This window comes from Nocardioides endophyticus, from assembly GCF_039543845.1.
In the GTDB taxonomy this organism is placed as follows: Bacteria; Actinomycetota; Actinomycetes; order Propionibacteriales; family Nocardioidaceae; genus Nocardioides; species Nocardioides endophyticus.
Window position 1 is genome coordinate 22,140 of the sequence record NZ_BAABKN010000030.1, and the last position, 21,111, is coordinate 43,250.

The 21,111-nt window shown below is 70.5% G+C and carries 23 protein-coding genes; 9 read left to right on the forward strand and 14 right to left on the reverse strand.

The window, feature by feature from the left end:
* Window positions 1-4 precede the first annotated feature (4 nt).
* From ABEA33_RS22320 to ABEA33_RS22335, 4 genes are read right to left on the reverse strand one after another with little or no spacing between them, the layout of a single operon-like run.
* Window positions 5-976, reverse strand: coding sequence for an acyl-CoA dehydrogenase family protein (locus ABEA33_RS22320; protein ID WP_345529268.1), 972 nt, complete (start codon window positions 974-976; stop codon window positions 5-7).
* Window positions 976-1,848 carry an acyl-CoA dehydrogenase family protein gene (locus tag ABEA33_RS22325; protein ID WP_345529269.1) on the reverse strand — a complete coding sequence of 291 codons (873 nt, stop codon included), beginning with the start codon at window positions 1,846-1,848 and terminating at the stop codon, window positions 976-978. Before ABEA33_RS22325 ends, ABEA33_RS22320 begins: the two co-directional genes overlap by 1 nt.
* Window positions 1,845-2,993 (reverse strand): acyl-CoA dehydrogenase family protein, encoded by a 1,149-nt coding sequence (locus tag ABEA33_RS22330; protein WP_345529270.1) that lies wholly within the window; start codon window positions 2,991-2,993, stop codon window positions 1,845-1,847. Before ABEA33_RS22330 ends, ABEA33_RS22325 begins: the two co-directional genes overlap by 4 nt.
* A 53-nt stretch (window positions 2,994-3,046) precedes the next feature.
* The gene (locus ABEA33_RS22335; RefSeq protein WP_345529271.1) at window positions 3,047-4,540 is read right to left on the reverse strand and encodes a FadD3 family acyl-CoA ligase; all 1,494 of its coding nucleotides are present in this window, start codon (window positions 4,538-4,540) and stop codon (window positions 3,047-3,049) included.
* Window positions 4,541-4,622: 82 nt separating this feature from the next.
* Between ABEA33_RS22335 and ABEA33_RS22340 the strand changes: the two genes are divergently transcribed.
* The 4 genes from ABEA33_RS22340 to ABEA33_RS22355 are packed head-to-tail and all read left to right on the forward strand — an operon-like array spanning window position 4,623 to window position 8,352.
* Window positions 4,623-5,810, forward strand: coding sequence for an acyl-CoA dehydrogenase family protein (locus tag ABEA33_RS22340; protein WP_345529272.1), 1,188 nt, complete (start codon window positions 4,623-4,625; stop codon window positions 5,808-5,810).
* Complete coding sequence (locus ABEA33_RS22345; RefSeq protein ID WP_345529273.1) at window positions 5,807-6,610, forward strand: SDR family oxidoreductase; 804 nt, start codon at window positions 5,807-5,809, stop codon at window positions 6,608-6,610. The genes ABEA33_RS22340 and ABEA33_RS22345 overlap by 4 nt, the downstream gene beginning before the upstream one ends.
* Window positions 6,603-7,196 (forward strand): TetR/AcrR family transcriptional regulator, encoded by a 594-nt coding sequence (locus ABEA33_RS22350; RefSeq protein WP_345529274.1) that lies wholly within the window; start codon window positions 6,603-6,605, stop codon window positions 7,194-7,196. The genes ABEA33_RS22345 and ABEA33_RS22350 overlap by 8 nt, the downstream gene beginning before the upstream one ends.
* A complete protein-coding gene (locus tag ABEA33_RS22355; protein ID WP_345529275.1) occupies window positions 7,189-8,352 on the forward strand; it encodes an acetyl-CoA C-acetyltransferase in 1,164 nt (387 codons plus the stop codon). Before ABEA33_RS22350 ends, ABEA33_RS22355 begins: the two co-directional genes overlap by 8 nt.
* A gap of 205 nt (window positions 8,353-8,557) precedes the next feature.
* On the opposite strand, the gene ABEA33_RS22360 is transcribed toward ABEA33_RS22355, so the two are convergent.
* From ABEA33_RS22360 to ABEA33_RS22370, 3 genes are read right to left on the reverse strand one after another with little or no spacing between them, the layout of a single operon-like run.
* Window positions 8,558-8,692: a hypothetical protein gene (locus tag ABEA33_RS22360; RefSeq protein WP_345529276.1), complete on the reverse strand. Its 135-nt coding sequence runs from the start codon at window positions 8,690-8,692 to the stop codon at window positions 8,558-8,560.
* Window positions 8,689-9,471 carry an isocitrate lyase/PEP mutase family protein gene (locus ABEA33_RS22365; RefSeq protein ID WP_345529277.1) on the reverse strand — a complete coding sequence of 261 codons (783 nt, stop codon included), beginning with the start codon at window positions 9,469-9,471 and terminating at the stop codon, window positions 8,689-8,691. Before ABEA33_RS22365 ends, ABEA33_RS22360 begins: the two co-directional genes overlap by 4 nt.
* A 23-nt stretch (window positions 9,472-9,494) precedes the next feature.
* Window positions 9,495-10,892: a serine hydrolase domain-containing protein gene (locus tag ABEA33_RS22370; RefSeq protein WP_345529278.1), complete on the reverse strand. Its 1,398-nt coding sequence runs from the start codon at window positions 10,890-10,892 to the stop codon at window positions 9,495-9,497.
* Between the two features lie 110 nt (window positions 10,893-11,002).
* Between ABEA33_RS22370 and ABEA33_RS22375 the strand changes: the two genes are divergently transcribed.
* Window positions 11,003-11,614: a TetR/AcrR family transcriptional regulator gene (locus ABEA33_RS22375; protein ID WP_345529279.1), complete on the forward strand. Its 612-nt coding sequence runs from the start codon at window positions 11,003-11,005 to the stop codon at window positions 11,612-11,614.
* A 4-nt stretch (window positions 11,615-11,618) separates the two neighbouring features.
* Here ABEA33_RS22375 and ABEA33_RS22380 read toward each other — a convergent pair whose 3' ends face one another.
* Window positions 11,619-11,990 (reverse strand): hypothetical protein, encoded by a 372-nt coding sequence (locus ABEA33_RS22380; protein ID WP_345529281.1) that lies wholly within the window; start codon window positions 11,988-11,990, stop codon window positions 11,619-11,621.
* Entirely contained in the window at window positions 11,987-12,115 is a 129-nt protein-coding gene (locus ABEA33_RS22385; RefSeq protein ID WP_345529282.1) for a hypothetical protein, read from the reverse strand. The genes ABEA33_RS22380 and ABEA33_RS22385 overlap by 4 nt, the downstream gene beginning before the upstream one ends.
* 162 nt (window positions 12,116-12,277) lie before the next feature.
* On the opposite strand from ABEA33_RS22385, the gene ABEA33_RS22390 reads away from it, so the two are divergent.
* Entirely contained in the window at window positions 12,278-13,225 is a 948-nt protein-coding gene (locus ABEA33_RS22390) for a GNAT family N-acetyltransferase (protein WP_345529284.1), read from the forward strand.
* Window positions 13,226-13,348: 123 nt separating this feature from the next.
* On the opposite strand, the gene ABEA33_RS22395 is transcribed toward ABEA33_RS22390, so the two are convergent.
* From ABEA33_RS22395 to ABEA33_RS22410, 4 genes are read right to left on the reverse strand one after another with little or no spacing between them, the layout of a single operon-like run.
* Complete coding sequence (locus ABEA33_RS22395) at window positions 13,349-14,416, reverse strand: NAD(P)H-dependent flavin oxidoreductase (RefSeq protein WP_345529286.1); 1,068 nt, start codon at window positions 14,414-14,416, stop codon at window positions 13,349-13,351.
* A complete protein-coding gene (locus ABEA33_RS22400; RefSeq protein WP_345529287.1) occupies window positions 14,409-15,179 on the reverse strand; it encodes a CoA-transferase subunit beta in 771 nt (256 codons plus the stop codon). The genes ABEA33_RS22395 and ABEA33_RS22400 overlap by 8 nt, the downstream gene beginning before the upstream one ends.
* Entirely contained in the window at window positions 15,176-16,075 is a 900-nt protein-coding gene (locus ABEA33_RS22405) for a CoA transferase subunit A (protein ID WP_345529288.1), read from the reverse strand. The genes ABEA33_RS22400 and ABEA33_RS22405 overlap by 4 nt, the downstream gene beginning before the upstream one ends.
* Complete coding sequence (locus ABEA33_RS22410; protein WP_345529290.1) at window positions 16,072-16,827, reverse strand: enoyl-CoA hydratase family protein; 756 nt, start codon at window positions 16,825-16,827, stop codon at window positions 16,072-16,074. The genes ABEA33_RS22405 and ABEA33_RS22410 overlap by 4 nt, the downstream gene beginning before the upstream one ends.
* 41 nt (window positions 16,828-16,868) lie before the next feature.
* Here ABEA33_RS22410 and ABEA33_RS22415 point away from each other — a divergent pair, with 41 nt between their 5' ends.
* The 3 genes from ABEA33_RS22415 (at window position 16,869) to ABEA33_RS22425 (ending at window position 19,690) form a co-directional block, all read left to right on the forward strand.
* Window positions 16,869-17,624 (forward strand): SDR family oxidoreductase, encoded by a 756-nt coding sequence (locus ABEA33_RS22415; RefSeq protein ID WP_345529291.1) that lies wholly within the window; start codon window positions 16,869-16,871, stop codon window positions 17,622-17,624.
* A gap of 5 nt (window positions 17,625-17,629) precedes the next feature.
* Window positions 17,630-18,511, forward strand: coding sequence for an SDR family oxidoreductase (locus ABEA33_RS22420; protein WP_345529292.1), 882 nt, complete (start codon window positions 17,630-17,632; stop codon window positions 18,509-18,511).
* A 237-nt stretch (window positions 18,512-18,748) separates the two neighbouring features.
* Entirely contained in the window at window positions 18,749-19,690 is a 942-nt protein-coding gene (locus ABEA33_RS22425) for a hypothetical protein (RefSeq protein WP_345529293.1), read from the forward strand.
* 137 nt (window positions 19,691-19,827) lie between these two features.
* Here ABEA33_RS22425 and ABEA33_RS22430 read toward each other — a convergent pair whose 3' ends face one another.
* Window positions 19,828-20,991 (reverse strand): steroid 3-ketoacyl-CoA thiolase, encoded by a 1,164-nt coding sequence (locus ABEA33_RS22430; RefSeq protein ID WP_345529294.1) that lies wholly within the window; start codon window positions 20,989-20,991, stop codon window positions 19,828-19,830.
* Between the last annotated feature and the right edge of the window lie 120 nt (window positions 20,992-21,111).

The window sequence follows — 21,111 nt, forward strand, 5'->3', positions numbered from 1 at the left end:
GCCTTCAGAGTGCCACGGCCGCCCGGTGGTCGCGGGCGGATCCGAAGAGCTGGCCGAGCGCGTGAGCCCGCTTGAAGACCAGGTGGGCGTCGTGCTCCCACGTGATCGCGATGCCGCCGTGCAGCTGCACGGTCTCGCCGGCGAGGTGGGCGACGGCGTCGGAGCAGTAGGCCTTCGCGACGTGGGTGACCTGGTCGGCGTCGTCGGCGTGCGTCGAGACGGCGTACGACGCCGCCCAAGCCGCCGAGCGGCACATCTCGGTGAGCACGAGCATGTCGGCCATCCGGTGCTTGAGCGCCTGGAAGGAGCCGATCGGGCGGCCGAACTGCACCCGCTCCTTGCTGTAGGACACCGTCATGTCGAGCGCGCGGGCGGCGAGCCCGGAGGCGAGCGCGGAGCAGCCGACGGCGCCGACCAGCTCGGCGCGGGCGCGGGCGGCGGGGCCGTCGCCGATCCGGGTCGCGCCATCAAGGGAGCCGCGGACCGTTGCGAGCCGGATCGTCTGGTCCATCGTCGGGGTCCAGGTGCGCTCGACCCGGTCGGGGTCGACCTCGTAGAGACCGTCGTCGGTGGCGACGACGAGCACCGTGGCGAGGTCGCCGTCGACGACGTCGACCGCATCGGTCCCGACGGCGAACGCCGCCACCTCGCCCATCGCGATGCGGGGGAGGAGCCGCGCCTTGGCATCCTCGTCGGCGCCGGCGAGCAGCGCCTCCGAGGTGACCAGCGAGCTGAGCAGGGGACACGGGACGAGCGAACGGCCGACCTCCTCGAGTGCGACGAGCGACTCGAAGAGCGAGAACCCGGCTCCGTCGTACTCCTCCGGGATGCCGAGCGCGGCCACGCCGATCTGCTCGCAGAGCGTGGTCCACAGCGCCTCGTCGTACGTCGCGACCCGGGCGTCCGCGCGCTTGTCGAGCAGCGACCGCACGGTCGAGGCGAGCTCCCGCTGCTCCGCGGTCAGGGCGAACTCCATCAGCTCGCCCCGAGCTGCTGCAGGAGCCGCGCGCGGTGGAACGCCGGGGTGCCCCAGGCGCCGACCAGCGCACGGATCTTGGTGATCCACAGGCTCAGGTCGAACTCCCGCGTGTACCCGATCGCGCCGTGCACCTGAAGGCCGGTACGTGAGGCGAGGTACGCCGCGTCGGCGCACGCGACCTTGGCGGCGGAGACGTCGATCTCACCGAGAGCGGCGCCGAAGACCAGCGGCCGGGCGAAGTCGAGCGCGATCCGGACGTCGGCCAGCGCGTGCTTGATCGCCTGGTAGGACCCGATCTCGCGGCCGAACTGCTTGCGCTGCTTCACGTAGGTGACCGAGTCGGCGAGCACTCGCTCGCCCGCGCCGAGCAGTTGGGCGGAAGTCGCGAGCACCGCCAGGTCGAAGGCGGCCCGGTCGGGATCGCCGTTCCCTGTCACGCGGAACAGACGACGGGTCCGGTCGACCGAGCCGACGAGCTCGCCGACCTCGGTCGTCAGCGTGCTGCCGACGTACACCCGATCGGCGACGTCGGCGTCCAGCGCGTACGGCACGTGCGGCGGGAGAGCCACCGTCGCCACCCCCTCGACCTCGCGGCCGAGTGCGATCGGGAGGTACGCCGCGGACTCGACCCACGGTCCGGGGACGGCGTACCGGCCCAGCGCCTCGAAGGCGATGGCCAGCTCCACGGGCGTGGCGTCGGTGGCGAGCGACAGGACACCCTGCTCGGCGAGCCGCGACCAGAGCTTGAGGCCAGGCCCGCTGTCGCCGTCGGCCCAGGAGCGCGCGACGGCGACGGTGTCGGACGACGACAGCAGCGAGTCGAGGGACGCCGCGAAGTCCCGCTGGTCGGCGTCGAGGACGAACTTCATCGAGCGGCTCCCCTGGGCTCGCGGGGCAGACCGAGGATCCGCTCGGCGACGATGTTGCGCTGGATCTCGTTGGTGCCGGCGTAGATCGGGCCCGAGAGCGAGAACGTGTAGCCGTCGAGCCACGGCGACTCGACCTCCGCTTCGGGGCCGAGGAGGTCGAGCGCGGTCTCGTGGAGCGCGATGTCGAGCTCGGACCAGAAGACCTTGTTGACCGATCCCGCAGCACCCATCTCGCCGCCGTCGGCGAGCCGGGTGACGGTGCCCCAGGTGTACAGGCGGTAGGCCTGCGCCTTGATCCAGGCGTCGACCACACCGTCGGCGTGCGCCGGGTCGGGCGCGGACCTGTACAGGTCGACCAGCCGGTCGGCGGCGGCGCAGAAGCGGCCGGGGGAGCGCAGCGACAGGCCGCGCTCGTTGCCCGCCGTGCTCATCGCGACCCGCCAGCCGTCGCCGGGCGCGCCGAGCACGTCGGCGTCCGGCACGAAGACGTCCTCGAAGAAGACCTCGGCGAACCCCGCCTCGCCGTCGAGCTGGGCGATCGGGCGGACCGTGATCCCGTCGGCGTCGAGCGGGAAGAGGAAGTACGTGAGGCCGTTGTGGCGCTCAGCCTCCGGGTCGGAACGGAAGAGCCCGAAGCCCCAGTGGGCGAAGAACGCTCGCGAGGACCAGGTCTTCTGGCCGTTGAGCACCCACCCGCCGCGCTCGTCGTCGCGGGCCGCGGTCGAGCGCAGCGACGCCAGGTCGGAACCGGCCTCGGGCTCGGACCAGCACTGCGCCCAGATCTGCTCGCCGGTCGCCATCGCCGGCAGGAAGCGGTCCTGCTGCTCCGGGGTGCCGTGGTCGAAGACGATCGGGGCCAGCAGGAAGATCCCGTTCTGGGAGACCCGGCCGGGGGCGCCGGCCCGGTAATACTCCTCCTCGAAGATCACCCACTCCACGAGCGACGCCTCGCGGCCGGTGTACGACGTCGGCCAGGACACGACGGACCACCGAGCGTCGGAGAGCTTCTGCTCCCACGCCTGGTGGGCGACGAACCCGTCGGCGGTGTCCATCGACGGCAGTGGCTCGGCGGGCACGTTGGCCTCGAGCCAGGCTCGGGCCTCGGCCTGGAAGGCCAGCTCGGAGTCGGAGAGACCCAGGTCCATCAGTGCTTCCTCTCAGGTGGTGGTTTCGAGGCTCCGACTAGCGTCATCTCACCTCAACCACCGGTGCGCAGCTCGTTCTTCAGGACCTTGCCGGACAGGTTGCGTGGCAGTGCGTCGACGAGCTCGACGTGGCGCGGGACCTTGAAGTTGGCGAGCCGTCCCTTGGCGAACGCGATGACGTCGTCGGGATTCACCGTGCCGACGACGTACGCCATGCCGACCTCGCCCATGCGGTCGTCGGGGACTCCGACGACGGCGACGTCGGCGACGCCGTCCATCCGGGCCAGGGCCTGCTCGACCTCGGCGGGATAGACGTTGAAGCCGCCGGAGATGTACATGTCCTTGAGCCGGTCGGTGATCGAGAGGTTGCCGGCCTCGTCGAGCACGCCGACGTCGCCCGTGTGCAGCCAGCCGTCGGCGTCGATCGCCTCGGCGGTCGCGGCCGGGTCGTCGAGGTAGCCGAGCATCACGTAGTCGCCGCGGACGAGGAGCTCTCCCTCGTCGCCTATCCGGATCTCCATGCCGGGGATCGCGCGGCCGCAGGTCGTCGCGACTGTCTCGGCGGAGTCGCCCTGGCGGCACATGGTGACCACGACGGCCTCGGTCATCCCGAACGCGGTCACCACCTGCTCGAACGCCAAGCCATCTGGGCTGTCTGCTCGCATCCGCTCGATCAGCACGACCGGTACGACGGCCGCCCCGGTGACGGCGAGGCGCAGCGACGAGAGGTCGCGGTCGGCGCGTCCCGGTGCGTTGAGCAGCGAGGTGAAGACGGTGGGCGCTCCCGGCAGGACGGTGATCCGCTCGGTCTCGATGAGCGCCATCGTCGCGTCGAGGTCGAAGGTAGCGACGGGATAGAGCGTGGCGCCGGTGAGGAGGCCGGTGACGATGCCGACCTTGTAGCCGAACGAGTGGAAGAACGGGTTGACCACCAGGTAGCGGTCCTGTCCGGTGACACCGCCGAGGTCGCCCCACGCGCGCGCGACGCCGACGGTCTGGCGGTGCGCGGACATCGCGCCCTTGCTGCGTCCTGTGGTGCCGGACGTGAAGAGGATGTCGGCCACGTCGTCCGCGCAGACGGACTCGGCGATCGCGTCGATCTCGGCCGTGGTGACCGCGCCCATGTCGAGGTCGGACAGGTCCTTCAGCTCGATGACGGCGAGTACGGCGGCCAGGTCGCTCGCGGCCCGCAGGTCGGCGACCTGGGTTCGGCCGAGGAAGCCGTCCTCGACCACCACGATCCGGGCCCCCGTGCGGTCGACGACCTCCGCGACCTCGTGGCCCGTGTAGCGAGAGTTGACGGGCACGAGCACGCCGCCGGCGTACGACGTGGCGAGCGCCGCGACGACCCAGCCGATGCTGTTGGGTGCCCACACGCAGACCCGGTCGCCAGGCTGCAGGCCGAGCGCCACGTAGCCCCGAGCGGCCCGGCGCACGCGGCGCAGCAGCTCCAGGAAGGAGACCTCTTCGCCGTCCTGGATGTACGCCGGGTGCTCACCGAAGCGATCGGCGGCCTCGCCGAGCGCGGCCGGAATCGTCTCTGCCATGCCTCGCCTTTCGCTGATCGTCTACTGCCGTCTGTCACTACCCTGGCACCCAACCAAGCAATTGCTTGGTAATGTACCACTCGTGGACTTGACGTACTCCGAGGAGGATCAGGCGTTCCGTGCCGAGGTGCGGGCCTGGCTCGAGGAGCACCTGACCGGCGAGTGGGCCGCCCTGCGCGGCCTCGGCGGTGCCGGGCGCGACCACGAGGCGCACGACGAACGACTCGCCTGGAACCGGCTGCTGGCCGAGCACGGCTGGACCTGCGTCGGCTGGCCGAAGGAGTACGGCGGCCGCGGGCTGAGCCTGGTGCAGCAGGTGATCTTCCACGAGGAGTACGCCAAGGCCGACGCACCGGTGCGGGTCAATCACCTCGGCGAGGAGCTGCTCGGCCCGACGCTGATGGCGTTCGGGACGCAGGAGCAGAAGGATCGCTTCCTGCCCAAGATCGTGGCCGTCCAGGAGCTCTGGGCCCAGGGCTACTCCGAGCCCAACGCCGGCTCCGACCTGGCCAACGTGCAGACCAAGGCTCGCCTCGACGGCGACAAGTGGGTCATCGACGGCCAGAAGGTGTGGACGTCCAACGCGCACTTCAGCCAATGGGCGTTCGTCGTCTGCCGCACCGAGCCCGGCTCCGAGCGGCACCGCGGCCTGTCCTTCCTGCTGGTGCCTCTCGACCAGGACGGCGTCGACGTACGCCCCATCGAGCAGCTCACGGGTGGGTCGGAGTTCAACGAGGTCTTCTTCACCGGCGCCACCACCGACGCGGACCTGGTCGTCGGCGAGCCAGGGGAGGGCTGGAAGGTCGCGATGGCGCTGCTCGGCTTCGAGCGCGGCGTCTCGGTGCTCGCCCAGGTCGTCGGCTTCGCCCGCGAGCTTGACGGAGTGGTCGACCTCGCCAAGTCCAACGGCGCGATCGACGATCCCGTGCTGCGTGACCGCCTCGCCGGCCTCAAGGTCGAGCTCGAGGTGATGCGCCGCCAGGCCATGCGCGGGCTGTCGTCCGCTGATTCCGGGGGAGCTGGACCGTCGGTCTTCAAGCTGGTCTGGGCGAACTGGCACAAGCGTCTCGGCGAGGTCGCCATGGACGTGCTGGGTCCCGCCGGTCTCACCGCCACCACCGACGGCGACGAGAATGGGTACAACTTGGGTCGCTGGCAGCGGCTCTTTCTCTTCTCGCGCGCCGACACGATCTACGGCGGCAGCGACGAGGTGCAGCGCAACATCCTCGCCGAGCGTGTGCTCGGCCTACCGAGAGAGGCACGCGGATGACCACCGTCAGACCCGAGCAGCCGACCCCCGACTACGTCCCCGGCCACAACCTGCTGGCCGGCAAGGTCGTCGTCGTGACGGCCGCGGCCGGCGCGGGCATCGGCGCCGCCGTCGTACGCCGGGTGCTGGAGGAGGGCGCCAAGGCGGTCGTCTTCAGCGACACCCACGCGCGACGTCTCGCGGAGGCCGAGGAGACGCTGGCGGCGGAGTTCGGCGCTGACCGGGTGCGCCAGCTGGTCTGCGACGTCACCGACGAGGCCCAGGTGGCTGCGCTGCTCGACGCCGCCGACGAGTTCGGTGGCGTCGACATCATGATCAACAACGCCGGCCTCGGCGGCACCGCGAGCATCCTCGAGATGACCGACGAGCAGTGGCTCAGGGTCCTCGACATCACCCTCACCGGCACCTTCCGCTGTGTCCGGGCCGCCGGCCAGCGGATGGTCGCCACGGGCAAGAGGGGCGTCATCGTCAACAACGCCTCGGTCATCGGCTGGCGCGCCCAGGAGGGCCAGGCCCACTACGCCGCCGCCAAGGCCGGCGTGATGGCGCTGACCCGGTGCACGGCCCTCGATCTGGCGCCCCACGGCATCCGCGTGAACGCGGTGTCGCCGAGCCTGGCGATGCACCCGTTCCTCGCCAAGGTGACCTCCGACGAGCTGTTGCACGAGCTCAAGCAGCGGGAGGCATTCGGCCGGGCGGCCGAACCGTGGGAGGTTGCCAACGTGATGGTTTTCCTGGCGAGTGACTACGCGTCGTACCTGACCGGAGAAGTGGTGTCCGTGAGCAGCCAACATGCCTGACTCGACTGCGACGGCGACGCGGCGCGACGAGCTACTGGCGATCGCCGCGCGCCTGTTCGCCGAGAAGGGTTTCAAGAACACGACGGTGCGCGACATCGCCGACGCCGCCGGCATCCTCTCGGGCAGCCTCTACCACCACTTCGACTCCAAGGAGTCGATGGTCGATGAGATCCTGTCGACCTTCCAGACCGAGCTCTTCGCGGCGTACGACGACGTGCTGGCCAGCGACGCGGACGCGCGCACCAAGATCGAGCGGGCGGTCCGGCTCTCCTTCGCGGCCATCGACCGGCACCCGGACGAGGTGGCGATCTTCCAGAACGAGGCCGACTACCTCGGGACCTTCCCGCGGTTCGCCTACCTCGCCGAGCGCAACGCCCAGTCGCGCAACGTCTGGATGACGCTGCTGACCGAGGGCGTCGAGACCGGCGCGCTGCGGGCCGACCTCGACGTCACGCTCACCTACCGCTTCGTCCGCGACACCGTGTGGGTCGCCGTGCGGTGGTACCGCCCGGGCGGCGGGCTCTCCCACGAGGCCATCGCCGCCCAGTACCTCACCATCCTCCTAGACGGGATCTCTCATGCCTGAGGCTTACATCGTCGATGCGGTCCGCACCCCGGTCGGCAAGCGCGGGGGAGCGCTGGCGTCCGTGCACTCCGCCGACCTCGCCGCGCACACGCTCGCCGCGCTGGTCCGCCGTACCGGCGTCGACCCGGGTGCCGTCGACGACGTCATCCTCGGCTGCTGCGACACGATCGGGTCGCAGGCCGGCGACGTCGCGCGTACGGCGTGGCTGGTGGCCGGGCTGCCCGACCACGTGCCCGGCGTGACGATCGACCGCCAGTGCGGGTCCTCGCAGCAGGCGGTGCACTTCGCCGCCCAGGGCGTCATGTCCGGCACCCAGGACCTGGTCGTGGCCGGCGGCGTGCAGAACATGAGCGCGATCCCGATCTCGGCCGCGATGCTGGTCGGCCGGCAGTACGGCTTCTCCACGCCGTTCGCGGAGTCGCCCGGGTGGGAGGCGCGGTACGGCGCCCAGGAGGTCAGCCAGTTCCGCTCCGCCGAGATGATCGCCGAGAAGTGGGACGTCTCCCGCGAGGACATGGAGGAGTTCGCGCTGGCCTCCCACGAGCGGGCTCGCACCGCCATCGCCGAGGGCAGGTTCAAGGACGAGATCGAGCCGCTGACGCTGCCCGACGGCTCCGTCTTCGACACCGACCAGTGCCCTCGCGAAACGTCGCTGGAGAAGATGGCCGGCCTGCAGCCGTTGGCCCCCGACGGCCGGATCACCGCCGCCGTCTCGTCGCAGATCTGCGACGCGTCGGCCGCGATGCTGATCGCGTCCGAACAGGCGGTTGCGGATCACGGTCTGACTCCGCGTGCCCGCATCCACCACCTCTCGGTGCGCGGCGACGACCCGGTCTGGATGCTCACCGGCCCGATCGGCGCGACCAAGCACGCCCTGGCGAAGACCGGCCTCTCGATCGACGACATCGACCTGTTCGAGTGCAACGAGGCGTTCGCGTCCGTCGTGCTGGCATGGATGGCGGAGACCGGTGCCCCGCACGACCGCGTGAACGTGAACGGCGGCGGCATCGCCCTCGGCCACCCGATCGGCGCCACCGGCGTACGCCTGATGACGACGATGCTCGCCGCGCTCGAGCGCACCGGCGGCCGCTACGCCCTGCAGACCATGTGCGAGGGCGGCGGCCAGGCCAACGTGACCATCATCGAGCGTCTCTGATTCGTCGAGAGACGTGAAACGGTCCCTGTAGACGGCCGACAAGGGCCATTTCGCGTCACTCGACGGCGAACGCCTCAAGGCACCAGGTCGGCGGCGTCCGGAAGCCCGAACGTGAAGCTCACCCACGGCGCCGGTTCGGCCACCAGCAGCTCGATCTTGGCCCCCAGTCGTCGTCGGCGTCGTCCTCCCACCGGAGCGGCCCCAGCTAGGCGCCGAGGCGCTCGATCTCGGGAGCGACCAGGTCTCGGTAGGCGAGGACGGCGGCCCGGTCGACCGGCGTGGAGTCGGGACGTCGGCGAGGCTCAGCGAGGGCATGGGTGTTCTGGTTCAGGCTGGTCAATTGAGGATCCGCATCGTCGACGGCACACCGCCGCCGCGGTGCACGTCCTCGACCAGCTCCTGCAGCGCGGTGAGGGCGACGTTCTGCGGCATCGGGCCGTAGGAGACCCGGGCGACGCCGAGCTCCTGTAGCCGCGCGAGCGACGGTATGCCGGGGATGCCGATCATCGTGAGCCGCTGGGGTCCGTAGGCCTCGACGAGCGTGGAGACCTGCCCCTCGTCGAGCTTGGCGGGCACGAAGACGACCGGGGCGCCGGCGTCGAGGAAGGCCTTGCCGCGCTCGACCGCGTCAGCGAGCACCTCGGCCTGGTCACGGTCGCGGCCCTTGACGAACGCGTCGGTGCGGGCGTTCAGGACGAAGTCGACGCCCTCCTGCTCGGCGGCCTTCATGATCTTCTCCACGTTGCCTGCGGCTTCGGCCAGCGGGCGCATCTGGTCCTCGATGTTGGCGCCGACGATGCCGAGGCCGATCGCGCGCCGGACGGTCTCGGCTGGGTCGCCGTACCCGCCCTCGAGGTCGGCCGTCACCGGCAGATCGGTGGACGCGGCGATGCGACCGGCCGCCTCGAGCATCAGGTCGACGGGGATCTGCTCCCCGTCCTCGTAGCCGTACGCCGCCGCGATCGAGTGGCTGGCCGTGGCCAGCGCGGTCGTGCCGTCGACGGCTGCGACGACCTTGGCGCTGATCACGTCCCAGACGTTCACGACGGTGAGGAGCTCCGGCGCCTGGTGGAGGCGGAGGAGCGTGGATGCCTTGTCACGGGTCTTGTCGTCAGCCATGCCATCGACCCTAGGCGACGGCCCTAGACGACGACCCGCTTGTGGGCTCGGCCGCCGAAGTGCAGGTACGTCGGCGCGGCGGAGTCGTCGTCCGGGTTGAAGAAGACGGCGAGCAGGTCGCTGTCACTGATCGGCAGCTTCAGCAGGAAGGACTGGTCACGCTCGACAGGCGCCAGCGGCAGGTCGTCCATGGGCGGCAGGTCCTGCATCTCCGCGGCGGCGTGGCTGGCCTTGATGGTCGCGGTCAGGGACCCGTCCTCGGCCTGGTCGACCTCGAAGGCCAGGCCCTCGCGGCGGTAGGTGCCGACGTACCGGCTCGCATCGGTGACCACGCGCGAGGGGAGAGGTGCCGGGTCCTGCCGCGGCACGACGCCGAGCTGGCCCTCGAAGAGCCAGGCGGCGAGCTCGCGGTACATCGAGAGAGCGCTCTCGACGTTGGTCTGCAGGCAGAAGCCGAAGCGCTGCTCGGGCGCCACGCGCATGAAGGCGTTCTGCCCCAGCGAGTTCCCGTCGTGGCCGATGACGGCGACGTCGCCGAAGTGGTCCAGGATCCAGCCCAGGCCCCACGCCTCGCCGAGGACGGTGTCGTCGACCAACCTGATCTGGGGCTCCTGGGCCGCGGCCACCCGGTCGGCCGCGAGCAGGCGGGTGCCGTCCGCGGTGACGCCGCCGTCGAGGTGGAGCAGCGCGAACCGGATGACGTCACCGGCGCTGGCGACCAGCGAGGCGCCCATCGGGCCACACGAGCGGAACAGCCCCCACACCGGGCTCACGACGTACGACTCTCGGTCGTCGGGGTCGGGCACGTGGCCGACGGAGTTCGGGTGCGGGATGACGTCCTCGGGGAAGACGACCGAGTGCTGCAGGCCGAGCGGGGTGAGGAGTCGATCGCGCAGCGCGGTCTCGTAGACCGTGTCGCCGACGACCTCGATGAGGCGTCCGAGCACCGAGAACCCGCTGTTGCTGTAGCTCCAGATCGTCCCCGGTGAGGCGATCTGCGGCAGGTCGGCGATCTCCTTGATGTAGCGCTCGAGCGCGTCGTCACCGCGACCGGTGTCGAGGAAGACGTCGCCGTCGAAGCCGCTGGTGTGGCTGAGCAGGTCGCGCACCGTGACGGTGTCGCGAGCGTGCTGGTCGCGGACCTCGAAGTCGGGGAGGTAGGTCCGCACCGGCTTGTCGAGGTCGATCAGGCCCTCCTCGGCGAGCATCATCACGAGGGTCGCCGTGTAGAGCTTGCCGATGGAGCCCGGCAGGAACAGGGCGTCGGTCGTGACGGGGGAGCCGGTGCGGAGGCTGAGCACGCCCGCGGCCACCTCGATGATGGAGTCGCCGTCGAGGACGGCCAGCTGTGCGCCGGGGACGTGGTGGCTCTCGATGAGCTCTGCCAGCTTCTTCTCGAGCTCGGCGTGGGTGAATGACACGGTTCCTCCTCGGGCCGGGCGCACCGGCGTAGACCTACACTGTAGGTAACCTTCACCTACAGTGTAGGTTTGTCAAGAGACGGGCCGGGTTCGGCCCGGGAGGAGGGGCCATGCCGGCGTTGACGCGCGAACGGATCCTGCAGGCGGCCGTCCGCCTGGCCGACCGGGACGGGCCCGATGCCGTCACCCTGCGCCGGATCGCGGGCGAGCTCGGCGTCCACGTGACCTCGCTCTACAACCACGTGCCCACCCGGGACGCCGTCACCGACGGCATCGTCGAGCTGCTGCTCGACGAAGCGAAGCTGCCGACCGGCCCGGTCGCCTGGGACGACTGGGTCCGACAGTTCACCGACGCCATCGTCGCCATCGCGGCGACGCACCCCGGCGCCTTCCACGCGCTGCAGCAGCGGCCGGTCCAGGGCGCCCGGGCGACGGCCTCCTTCGAGGTGGCACTGGCCGCGTTCGGGAGCGCCGGGTTCAGCAACGCCGACGCCTTCGCGGCGGTCAAGGCGACGTCGTACCTGGCGCTGATGATCGGTACCGAGAGCAGCATGGTCGCGCGCGGCGACATGCTGGAGACCCACGTGCACCAGCTGCCGGCCGAGTCGTTCCCGCTGGTGCGGTCGATCCCGACGGACGTGTCCAACTACGAGTACGTCTGGGCCTTCAGCGTGGACACCCTGATTGCCGGTCTCCGGTCTCGTCCGCCTCAGTCCGGATAGGCCGTCAGCGGAAGGTCAGGTAGAGGCCGACGATGGTCGGGATCAGTCCGAGCAGCAGCCAGGCCGAGAGCGGCTTGAACTGGTGGATGGTGCGGAAGACGACGACCGCGATGACCCCGAACGCGCCGGCCAGGATGTTGAGCCCGATCTGAGCGTCGGTCCGACTCTCGTCGACGTACACCGCGGCGATCACCAGGCCGGCGGCGAGGTGGGCGATCGTGACCGCCGCCAGGATCGAGAGCACCCACTTCTGCACCGGCTCCAGGTGCATCGAGCCGGAGGCCGCCGACTTCACCTCGCGGACCGGGTTGTCCGGGTCCATCAGGTGGCGAGGGCGCTTCCTCGCCGGCTTCTCTGGCGTCGGGATCTCACTCACCCGTCCATTGTGGCGGCGCGCTCTCCGGCATCGGTGACCGGGGTCTCGTCCCGCCGGCCGAGCATCAGCGCGCCGAGCAGGACGACGTACGCGACGACGGTGAGGACCGCGAAACCGATGATCACCGTGTCGCTGAGACGATCGAGACCAGGAAGATCAGGAAGTACCGGCCGCGCGCCCCAGTCTGGTCAGGGCGGAACCGTAGGCGACGGGCCCGTCGCTGGAGGTGAAACCAGATGCGGTCCACACCACCGGCGGGCCATGCTCGACAGGTGGAGGTTGCGCGGGTGTCGCCGGACGACCGGGACGCCGTACGACGGCTGGTCGCGGTCACGAACGCGGCCCGGGTGGTGGACTCGCCGTGGCTGCACCCGCTGACCGCGCACGAGTGCGTCGGCGACCTGCGACACGGCTGGGACGGTGAGCCGAAGGCGGCCTTTCTGGCCACCGCCGACGGGGCCGACGTCGGGGCGGGCGGCTACGAGGTGTCGGCGTACGACAACCTGCACCTGGCGTGGGTGGAGGTCGAGATCGTGCCGTCGCTGCGACGCCTCGGGCACGGCAGTGCGTTGCTGTCGTGGCTGGTTGATCGCGCGCGATCTGAGGGACGTGCGACGGTCGGCGTGGCCGGCTGGGACGCGGCCGGGCCGCGGGCGTTCGCCGCACGCCACGGGTTCGAGCAGAAGTCGGTCGAGGTGCACCGGCGGCAGTATCTGGGCGGGCTGCCGACCGTGCCATTGCCGGACGCCCCCGACTACGAGCTCGTCCGGTGGCCGGACCGTACGCCGGCCGACGAGCTGGATGCGTTGGCCGAGCTGACCGCCGCCATCAACGACGCACCGACCGATGACCTCGACGTCGAGGACGAGGCGTTCTCACCGGAGCGGGTCACGGCGTACGAACGCGCCTGGGCGGCCCGTGGGCACCGGCTCTACCGCCTGGTCGCGCGGCACCTGGACACCGGGGCGCTTGCTGGGCAGACCGTGGTGGCGGTCGACGGCGAGCGACCCGAGCTGGGGGAGCAGCACGACACGTCGGTGGTCGCCGCGCACCGAGGTCATCGGCTCGGGCTGTTGCTCAAGCTGGAGATGCTGCGCTGGCTGTCCGAGGAGGAGCCGCGGCTGCGCGAGATCGACACCTGGAACGCCGAGTCAAACGACCACATGATCGGCGTCAACGAGCTGCTCGGCTACCGGATCATGGGGCGGGTGCTGGACTTCCAGCGGCGGGTCTAGGCGGGCGTCACCAGGGCGACCGCGGTGCCCCCCGCTCCCCCCGGACGTCGGGATAGGCGAGCACCGGGGTCACGGTGGCGGGTGGCGCCGAGCGATTGGTCAGCACTCCGTCACACGAGATCGTCAGACGACGTACGACGAGGCGCGGCGCAGCTCGGCGGCAGCCTCGATGACGATCCGGTCGATCAGCTCGGCGCAGGTCGGCAGGTCGTCGATCACGCCGACCACCTGGCCGCTGGCGAGGACGCCCGCGTCGGTGTCGCCGTCGACGAGCCCGGCCTTGAGCATCATCGGGGTGTTCGCCGCGAGCGCCATCTGGGCGAGGGTGCGGCCCTGCGCCTTCTTCATGGCCCGGCCGTCCTTGAGGAGCGCTGCCCATGACATGCCGGAGTCCTTCTTGAAGTCCAGGGTGCGACGCATGGTCGGTCCCATCCGCTTCACGGCGCTGGTCTCCTCGAGCTCCTCGACAAGCTCCGTACGCAGCATCCGGTGCGGCATGCCGTCGACCTTCGCGGTCACGACCGTGTCGGTGAGCCCGCGCTCGAGATAGAGCTGCTTCACGGCGTCGGGGACGGCGGAGTCCTTGGTCAGCAGGAAGCGGGTGCCCATGCCGATCCCGGCGGCGCCGTACGACAAGGCGGCGGCCAGGCCGCGGCCGTCGAAGAAGCCACCGGCCGCGACGACCGGGATGTCGACGGCGTCCAGCACCGTCGGGAGCAGCAGCGTCGTCGGCACCGGACCGGTGTGGCCGCCGCCCTCGCCACCCTGCACCATCACGGCGTCTGCGCCCCAGGCCGCCACCTTGACCGCGTGCTTCGCGGCGCCGATCGACGGCATCACGGCGATGCCGTGCTCCTTGAGCGTGGCGATCAGCTCGGGCTTCGGCGCGAGCGCGAACGACGCCACCTTCACGCCGTACTCGATCAGCAGCTGGCAGCGCGCGGGAGCGTCGGCGGCGTCAGCACGCAGGTTGACGCCGAACGGCTTCTCGGTGCGCTCCTTGACCTCGACGATCGCCTTCTCGAGCTCCTCGAAGGTCATCGTCGCGCTGGCCAGGATGCCGAGACCGCCCGCGTTGGCGGTGCCGCTGACCAGGCGCGGCCCGGAGACCCAGCCCATGCCGGTCTGCACGACCGGGTGGGGCACGCCGACCAGGTCGGTGAACGGCGTCCGCAGCAGCTGCTCAGTCATGCGGGACCTCCTTGAAGCGCAGGCCCTTCGGGTCCAGCATCTCCCGGATCAGGATGAGCTCCTCGGTGGTCGGCTCGCGCGTGGTGGGTACGTCGGCGGGCGCGTCGAGCTCGAAGCCGGTGGCCTCGCGGACCTGGTCGACTGTGACGCCCGGGTGGACGCTGAGCAGCCGGACGCTCTCGCCCGCGCCCTTCACGTCGAAGACTCCGAGGTTGCTGACGATCCGGTGGATGTCGTTGTAGCGCGCGGCCGCCGGGCCTGCCTCCTTGGCGAGCTTCGGGCCGACCCCGGAGACGATGTCGACGCGCTCGACGAAGACGCGGGTGGAGTGCTTGGGCACCCAGTAGGACGTGCGGTTGTTGACCGTGTTGCCAGGTGCGCCGCGCGAGCCGAGCAGCTGCCGCTTGGGCTGCGCCCAGTCGCCGATGGCGGAGATGTTCTGGTTGCCGTACCGGTCGACCTGGGTGGCGCCCATCATCACGTGACGCTTGCCGTACGCGACGACGTCGAACACCTTGCGGAAGGGGATCCAGCCCTCGACCACGTCGCCCTTGGCGAAGAGCGGCGGCACGCCGGCGAGGAACAGCGACTCGCCGTCGGAGATCACCAGGTCGGGGTTGCTGGTCAGCTTGGCGAGCCGGACACCGAGCATCGGGAGCAGCCCCATCGGGCTGGCGAAGATCTCGCCGTCGTCCCTGAACGCGTCGGCGATCGCGGCGGCGCATACGTCTGCTCGGGTCACGGTGTCGGTGGTCGAGCTCATGCCTTGGCCTCCTCTGCGAACGCCTGGACGGCGGCTTGGTACGACGCCTCGTCACCCTCCAGGAACCGGGTGCTGAACGCGGCCCAGTCCTCGTCGCTGCCGGAGGCCGCGGCAGCGTACGCGCGCTGGAACCTCTCGTCGCGCTCGTAGTCGGGCGTGCAGGTCGTGAAGTGGGCGCCGTTGGGTGCCTCGACGACCCCGCTGACCATCATCCGGCTGAGCAGCAGCCGCTGGACCGGGGTGTCGACGGTGAGTCCCGCGGTGTCGACGACCTGCTCCACGGACACGTAGCAGCGGTCGGCGGCCATCGCGAAGAGGTCGTCGAAGAACGGGTCCGGGCCGAGGTAGGTGGCGTTGCCGTGCCTGTCGGCGCGGTTGAGGTGCACCAGCGCGACGTCGAGGTGGAGCGCGGGTACGGCGACGAGCTCCTCGCCACTCTGTCCATCGGGTCCCGCGTACGGGCTGGTGACCGTCTTGATCCACGGCTGGTTGACCAGGACGTCGCTGCCGAGGCCGGCGCGCATCGGGAGGAAGGGCAACCGCTGGGCGGCCGCGCGCAGGCCGGTCTGGAACATGCCCTCGTCGAGCTCGACCAGCTCGGGGATGGTGCCCTCCTGGCGGGCCTTCTGGAAGTTGGGCTCCAGCGGCACCGAGTCGAGGCTCACGAACGCGTAGACCAGCTTGCGGATCTTGCCGGCCCGGGCGAGCAGGCCGACGTCGGCCCCGCCCCAGCTGACGATCGTGAGGTCCTTCAGGTCGGTGCGCAGGATCGCGCGCACCAGCGCCATCGGCTTGCGCCGCGGGCCCCAGCCACCGATGCCGATGGTCATGCCGTCCTTCAGCTCGGCGACGACCTCGTCGATCGTCAGCTGCTTGTCCCGTGGTCCCTTGGTCACTTCTTGGCCTTGTCCGTCCCTGCGAAGGTGTCCCGCAGCTCGTCACTGACACCGGCGAGGTTGAGCTCCATCGTGAAGCCCTGCTCGAACCGGTAGCTCTTGTTCACGTCGATCGGGTCGATGCCGTTGAGGCACTCCTTGGCCGCGCGGATCACCCGGGTGTCGTGGGCTGCGATCTCGCCGGCGACCTTGAGTGCGGCGTCGTCGAGCTGGTCGCGCGGGACCACCTCGAGCACGCTGCCGAACTGCACCAGGTCGGCCGCCTTGATCGTGCGGGCGGTGAAGTAGAGGGTGCGCATCATGTGCTGTGGCACCAGCCGTGCCATGTGTGTCGCTGCGCCGAGGGCGCCCTGCTTGACCTCGGGCACGCCGAAGTACGCGTCGTCGCTGGCCACGATGCAGTCGGCGTTGCCGACCAGGCCGACGCCGCCGCCGAGGCAGAAGCCGTTGACCGCGGCCACGACGGGGACCGCGCACTCGTAGACCGCCTTGAACGCCGCGAAGCAGCCCTTGTTGGCGCCGATCAGGGCGTCGAACCCGGTGGTGTGCTGCATCTCCTTGATGTCGACGCCCGCGTTGAACCCTCGACCCTCGGCCCGCAGCACGACGACATGGCTGGCCATGTCCTTGCTCGCCTCGTCGAGGGCGGCGGCGACGTCGTACCAGCCCTGCACGGTGAGGGCGTTGACCGGCGGCGCGGCCATCGTCACGACCCGGATGCCGTCCGGGCGCAGTTCGGAACTGATCGGCACGCTCTCTCCTTAACCAAGCAAGTGCTTGGTAGGGTAGCAGCATGGTGCTGTCGATCGACCTCTCCGGACGAGTCGCGCTCGTCACGGGCGGCACGCGCGGGATCGGGCTCGGGATCACCCAGGCCCTGCTCGACGCGGGCGCCGCCGTGGTGACCTGCTCGCGCTCGGAGGTCGAGCCGGTGCCGGGGACGACGCACCGCGTCTGCGACGTGCGAGACCCGGAGGCCGTGCAGGCCATGGTCGGTTCGCTGGGCCGCCTCGACGTCCTGGTCAACAACGCCGGGGGAGCGCCGTCGGCGGATGCGGCCACCGCGTCGCCGCGCTTCCACGACAAGGTCGTCGGCCTCAACCTGCTCGCCCCCCTGGTCTGTGCCCAGGCGGCCAACGCGGTGATGCAGCAGCAGGACTCCGGCGGCACCATCGTGAACATCTCCTCGGTCTCGGCGAGCCGGCCCGCGCCGACGATCGCGGCGTACGCCGCTGCCAAGGCGGGCCTCGACTCGTTGACCGGGTCGCTGGCGATGGAGTGGGCTCCGAAGGTGCGGGTGAACGCGATCGACGTCGGCCTGTGCCGCACCGAGCAGACCGACGACCACTACGGCGACGACGCGTCGGTCGCCGCGATCGAGCGCACGATCCCGGTCGGGCGGATGGCGCGGCCCGAGGAGGTCGGGAACGTCGCGGCGTTCCTGGCCAGCGACCTCGCGTCGTACGTCTCCGGCGCGACCGTCGCCTGTCACGGCGGGGGAGAGACGCCCGCCTTCCTGTTGGTCCAGAAGGGACTCCCCGAACAGTGAACACAGTGAGCAAGCTTCTCGAAGGTCGCGTCGCGATCGTCACCGGCGCGGGTCGCGGCATCGGCCGTGCGCATGCGCTCGAGCTGGCGCGGCACGGCGCGGCGGTGGTCGTCAACGACTTCGGCGTCTCTCTGTCCGGCGAGGGGACGGGGGAGTCGCCGGCCGAGACCGTGGTCGCCGAGATCGAGGCCGCCGGTGGGCGCGCCGTCGTGAACGGCGCCGACGTCGCCGACTTCGAGCAGGCCGCTGCGATGGTGGAGCAGGCGATCACGACGTACGGCGGCCTCGACATCCTGGTCAACAACGCCGGGTTCGTCCGCGACCGGATGCTGGTGAACACCTCTGAGGAGGAGTGGGACGCGGTCATCCGGGTGCACCTCAAGGGCCACTTCGCGCCGCTGCGTCACGCCGGTGCCTACTGGCGGGCCGAGGCCAAGGCGGGGCGCCAGCGTGCCGCTCGTGTCATCAACACCTCGTCCGGTGCCGGGCTCCAGGGCTCCGTCGGCCAGACGACGTACTCAGCCGCCAAGGCCGGGATCGCCGGCCTGACCCTGGTCGCCGCGCAGGAGATGGGGCGGTACGGCGTGACGGTCAACGCGATCGCTCCGGTCGCCCGCACCCGGATGACCGAGGGCGCCTTCGACACCTCCGCCATGGCCGTGCCCGAGGACAACTCCCCGATCGTCGCCTGGCTCGCGTCCGTCGACGCGGGTGAGGTCACCGGCCGCGTCATCGAGATCGACGGCGGGCAGGTTACCGTCGAGCTCGGCTGGCGCCACGGACCCGCGCTCGACCTCGGCCGGCGGTGGGAGGCGGCCGAGGTCGGGCCGGCCCTGCGGGAGCTGCTCGCCGCCGGCCCTGCTCCGGAGCCGGTGTACGGCGCCTGAGGGGAGAGCTGGATCGGCTTGCTCTGCGGGGGGGGTTTCATCAAGGGATGAAGGCGAACCCGCGCTTCCCCGGGCGTGCTCGGGCTGGGAAGCGCGGTTTCATCAAGGGATGAAGGCGAGGCAACGGCGTCGTCCGCGGCGCCAGTTCTCGTCCACAGCACACCCTGCGGCGCAGTTGTCCACCGATCTGCTGACCATCGAGCGATCGGTATCGAGGATCCGGCAAGTTCGACCGGCATGGACCCGTTGCGCTACCTCGTCGCCGAGCATGGCTTCTTCACCCGGGCCTGGGCTCGGGATGTCGGCTACGACGATCGCGATGTGGCGCGAGAGGTACGCAATCGCCGGTGGCACCGGATCCGGCGCGGCTACTACACCTTCTGCGACGTGTGGGCGGCGCTCGATCCCGCCGGCAAGCACTGGGTGACGGCGTGCGCTGTCGCGCACTCGCTCGGTGACAAGGTTGCGCTGAGCCACGTCAGCGGTGCCGTCGGGCACGGTCTCGACGTCTGGGGACACGACCTACGGCGGATTCACGTGACTCGGCTCGACGGTGGGCCGGGCAGAGTCGAGGGCGACGTCGTCCACCACGAGGGCAGGTGCCTCGAGGACGATCTGACCGAGGTGCGGGGAGTTCGGCTCGTCGTGCCGGAGCGCTCCGCGATCGAAGCGGCGTCCCGGGCGACGAACGAGGTCGCCCTGGCCACCTTCGACTCACTTCTGCGCCGCGAGCTCGCCACGCCCGATGAGTTGATGAGGCGGTTCGAACTGATGGAGCACTGGCCGTTCACCCGTCATCTCCACCTCGTGGTGCGGATGGCGGACGGGCGATCCGGTTCGGTGGGAGAGTCCCGCGGCCGCCATCTCTTCTGGGCCTGCAGAATTCCGGCGCCGGAGCTGCAGTACGAGGTCCGCGACGCCTTCGGTGCCCTGATCGGGACGACCGACTGGGCGTGGCCCAACCACGGTCTTCTCGGTGAGTTCGACGGCTGGGTCAAGTACGGCCGCCTGCTGAAGGCGGGCCAGCAAGCGGGCGACGTCGTGTTCGCCGAGAAGATTCGCGAGGACCGGCTGCGAGAGCGCACTGGTTGGGGCGTGATCCGGCTGGTCTGGTCGGACCTCGATGCTCCCGCCGCAACCGCCGAGCGTGTACGAGGTCAGCTTCGCAGAGCAGGCTGACCGGAGCGGCCCCGCTAGACGCCTGCCTTCAGGCGGCTCGACTTCATACCTTGATGGGACAACGCTTCCCGTGCCCTGCGTGTCCGGGGAAGTGCGGGTTCACCTTCATCCCTTGATGAAGCTGTCGCCCCGAGTCCTCAGACGCGCTCGATCACAGTCCCGGTGGCCATGGCGCCGCCAGCACACATCGAGATCAGCGCGGTGGACTGGTCGCGGCGCTCGAGCTCGTGGAGTGCTGTCGTGATCAGGCGGGTGCCGGTGGAGCCGACGGGGTGGCCGAGGGCGATGGCGCCGCCGTTGACGTTGACCAGGTCGAGGTCGACCTGGTGCTGGCCGGCCCACGACAGCACGACGGAGGCGAAGGCCTCGTTGACCTCGAACAGGTCGAAGTCGGAGATCGACATGCCGGTCCGGTCGAGCACCTTCTGGGTCGCCGCGATGGGGCCGTCGAGGTGGTAGTACGGGTCGGACCCGACGAGGCAGTGCGACACGATCCGGGCGCGCGGCTTCAGGCCGAGGGCGGCGGCGCGGTCGGAGTCCATGATGAGTACGGCGGACGCGCCGTCGCTGATCTGCGATGACGTGCCGGCGGTGTGCAGCCCGTCGGGGAGCACGGTCTTGAGGCCGGCGAGCCCTTCGAGAGTCGTGTCGCGCAGGCCCTGGTCGGTGTCGACGACCCGGGTCTCACCGGTGTCGTTGCCCTCGGCGTCCAAGACAGGTGCGGTTACGGCCGCGATCTCGCGCTTGAAGCGGCCCTCGTCGACGGCGACGCGCGCCTTCTGCTGCGAGGCGAGGCCGAACGCCTCGAGGTCCGCTCGGCTGAAGCCGCGGTTCTTGGCGATCCGGTCGGCCGCCTCGAACTGGTTGGGCATGTCGATCGACCAGTCGGCTGGGCGCGGGTCGCCCATGCCTGCGGGCACGTTGGCGCCGAGCGGGATGCGGGTCATCGCCTCGACACCCGCGGCGATCCCGATCTCGATCGTGCCGGCGGAGATCATGTCGTTGATCATGTGGGCCGCCTGCTGCCCCGAGCCGCACTGCGCGTCGACCATGGTCCCGCCGGTGTGCTGCGCCAGCCCGGCGTGCAGCCACGCGCGCCGCACCATGCCGTTGGACTGCTCGCCCGCCTGGGTCACGCAGCCGGCCACGACCTGCTCGACGAGCTCGGAGTCGAGCCCGGAGCGCGCGAGGACCTCGCTCATGGCGTGGCCGATCAGTACGGCGGGGTGCACGCCGGCCAGCCAGCCCTTCCTCTTGCCGAGGGGCGTGCGGACGGCGTCGATGATCACAGGGGTGCCCATGGGACAAAACTAGAACACGTTCTTGTTCGGGACAAGCCTCAGGAGGGCGAATTGGTCGACGAGCTGGGCGCCGAAGTGGGCCGAAACCTTTCCTCACCTACCATCGGTATGTAACCTGTG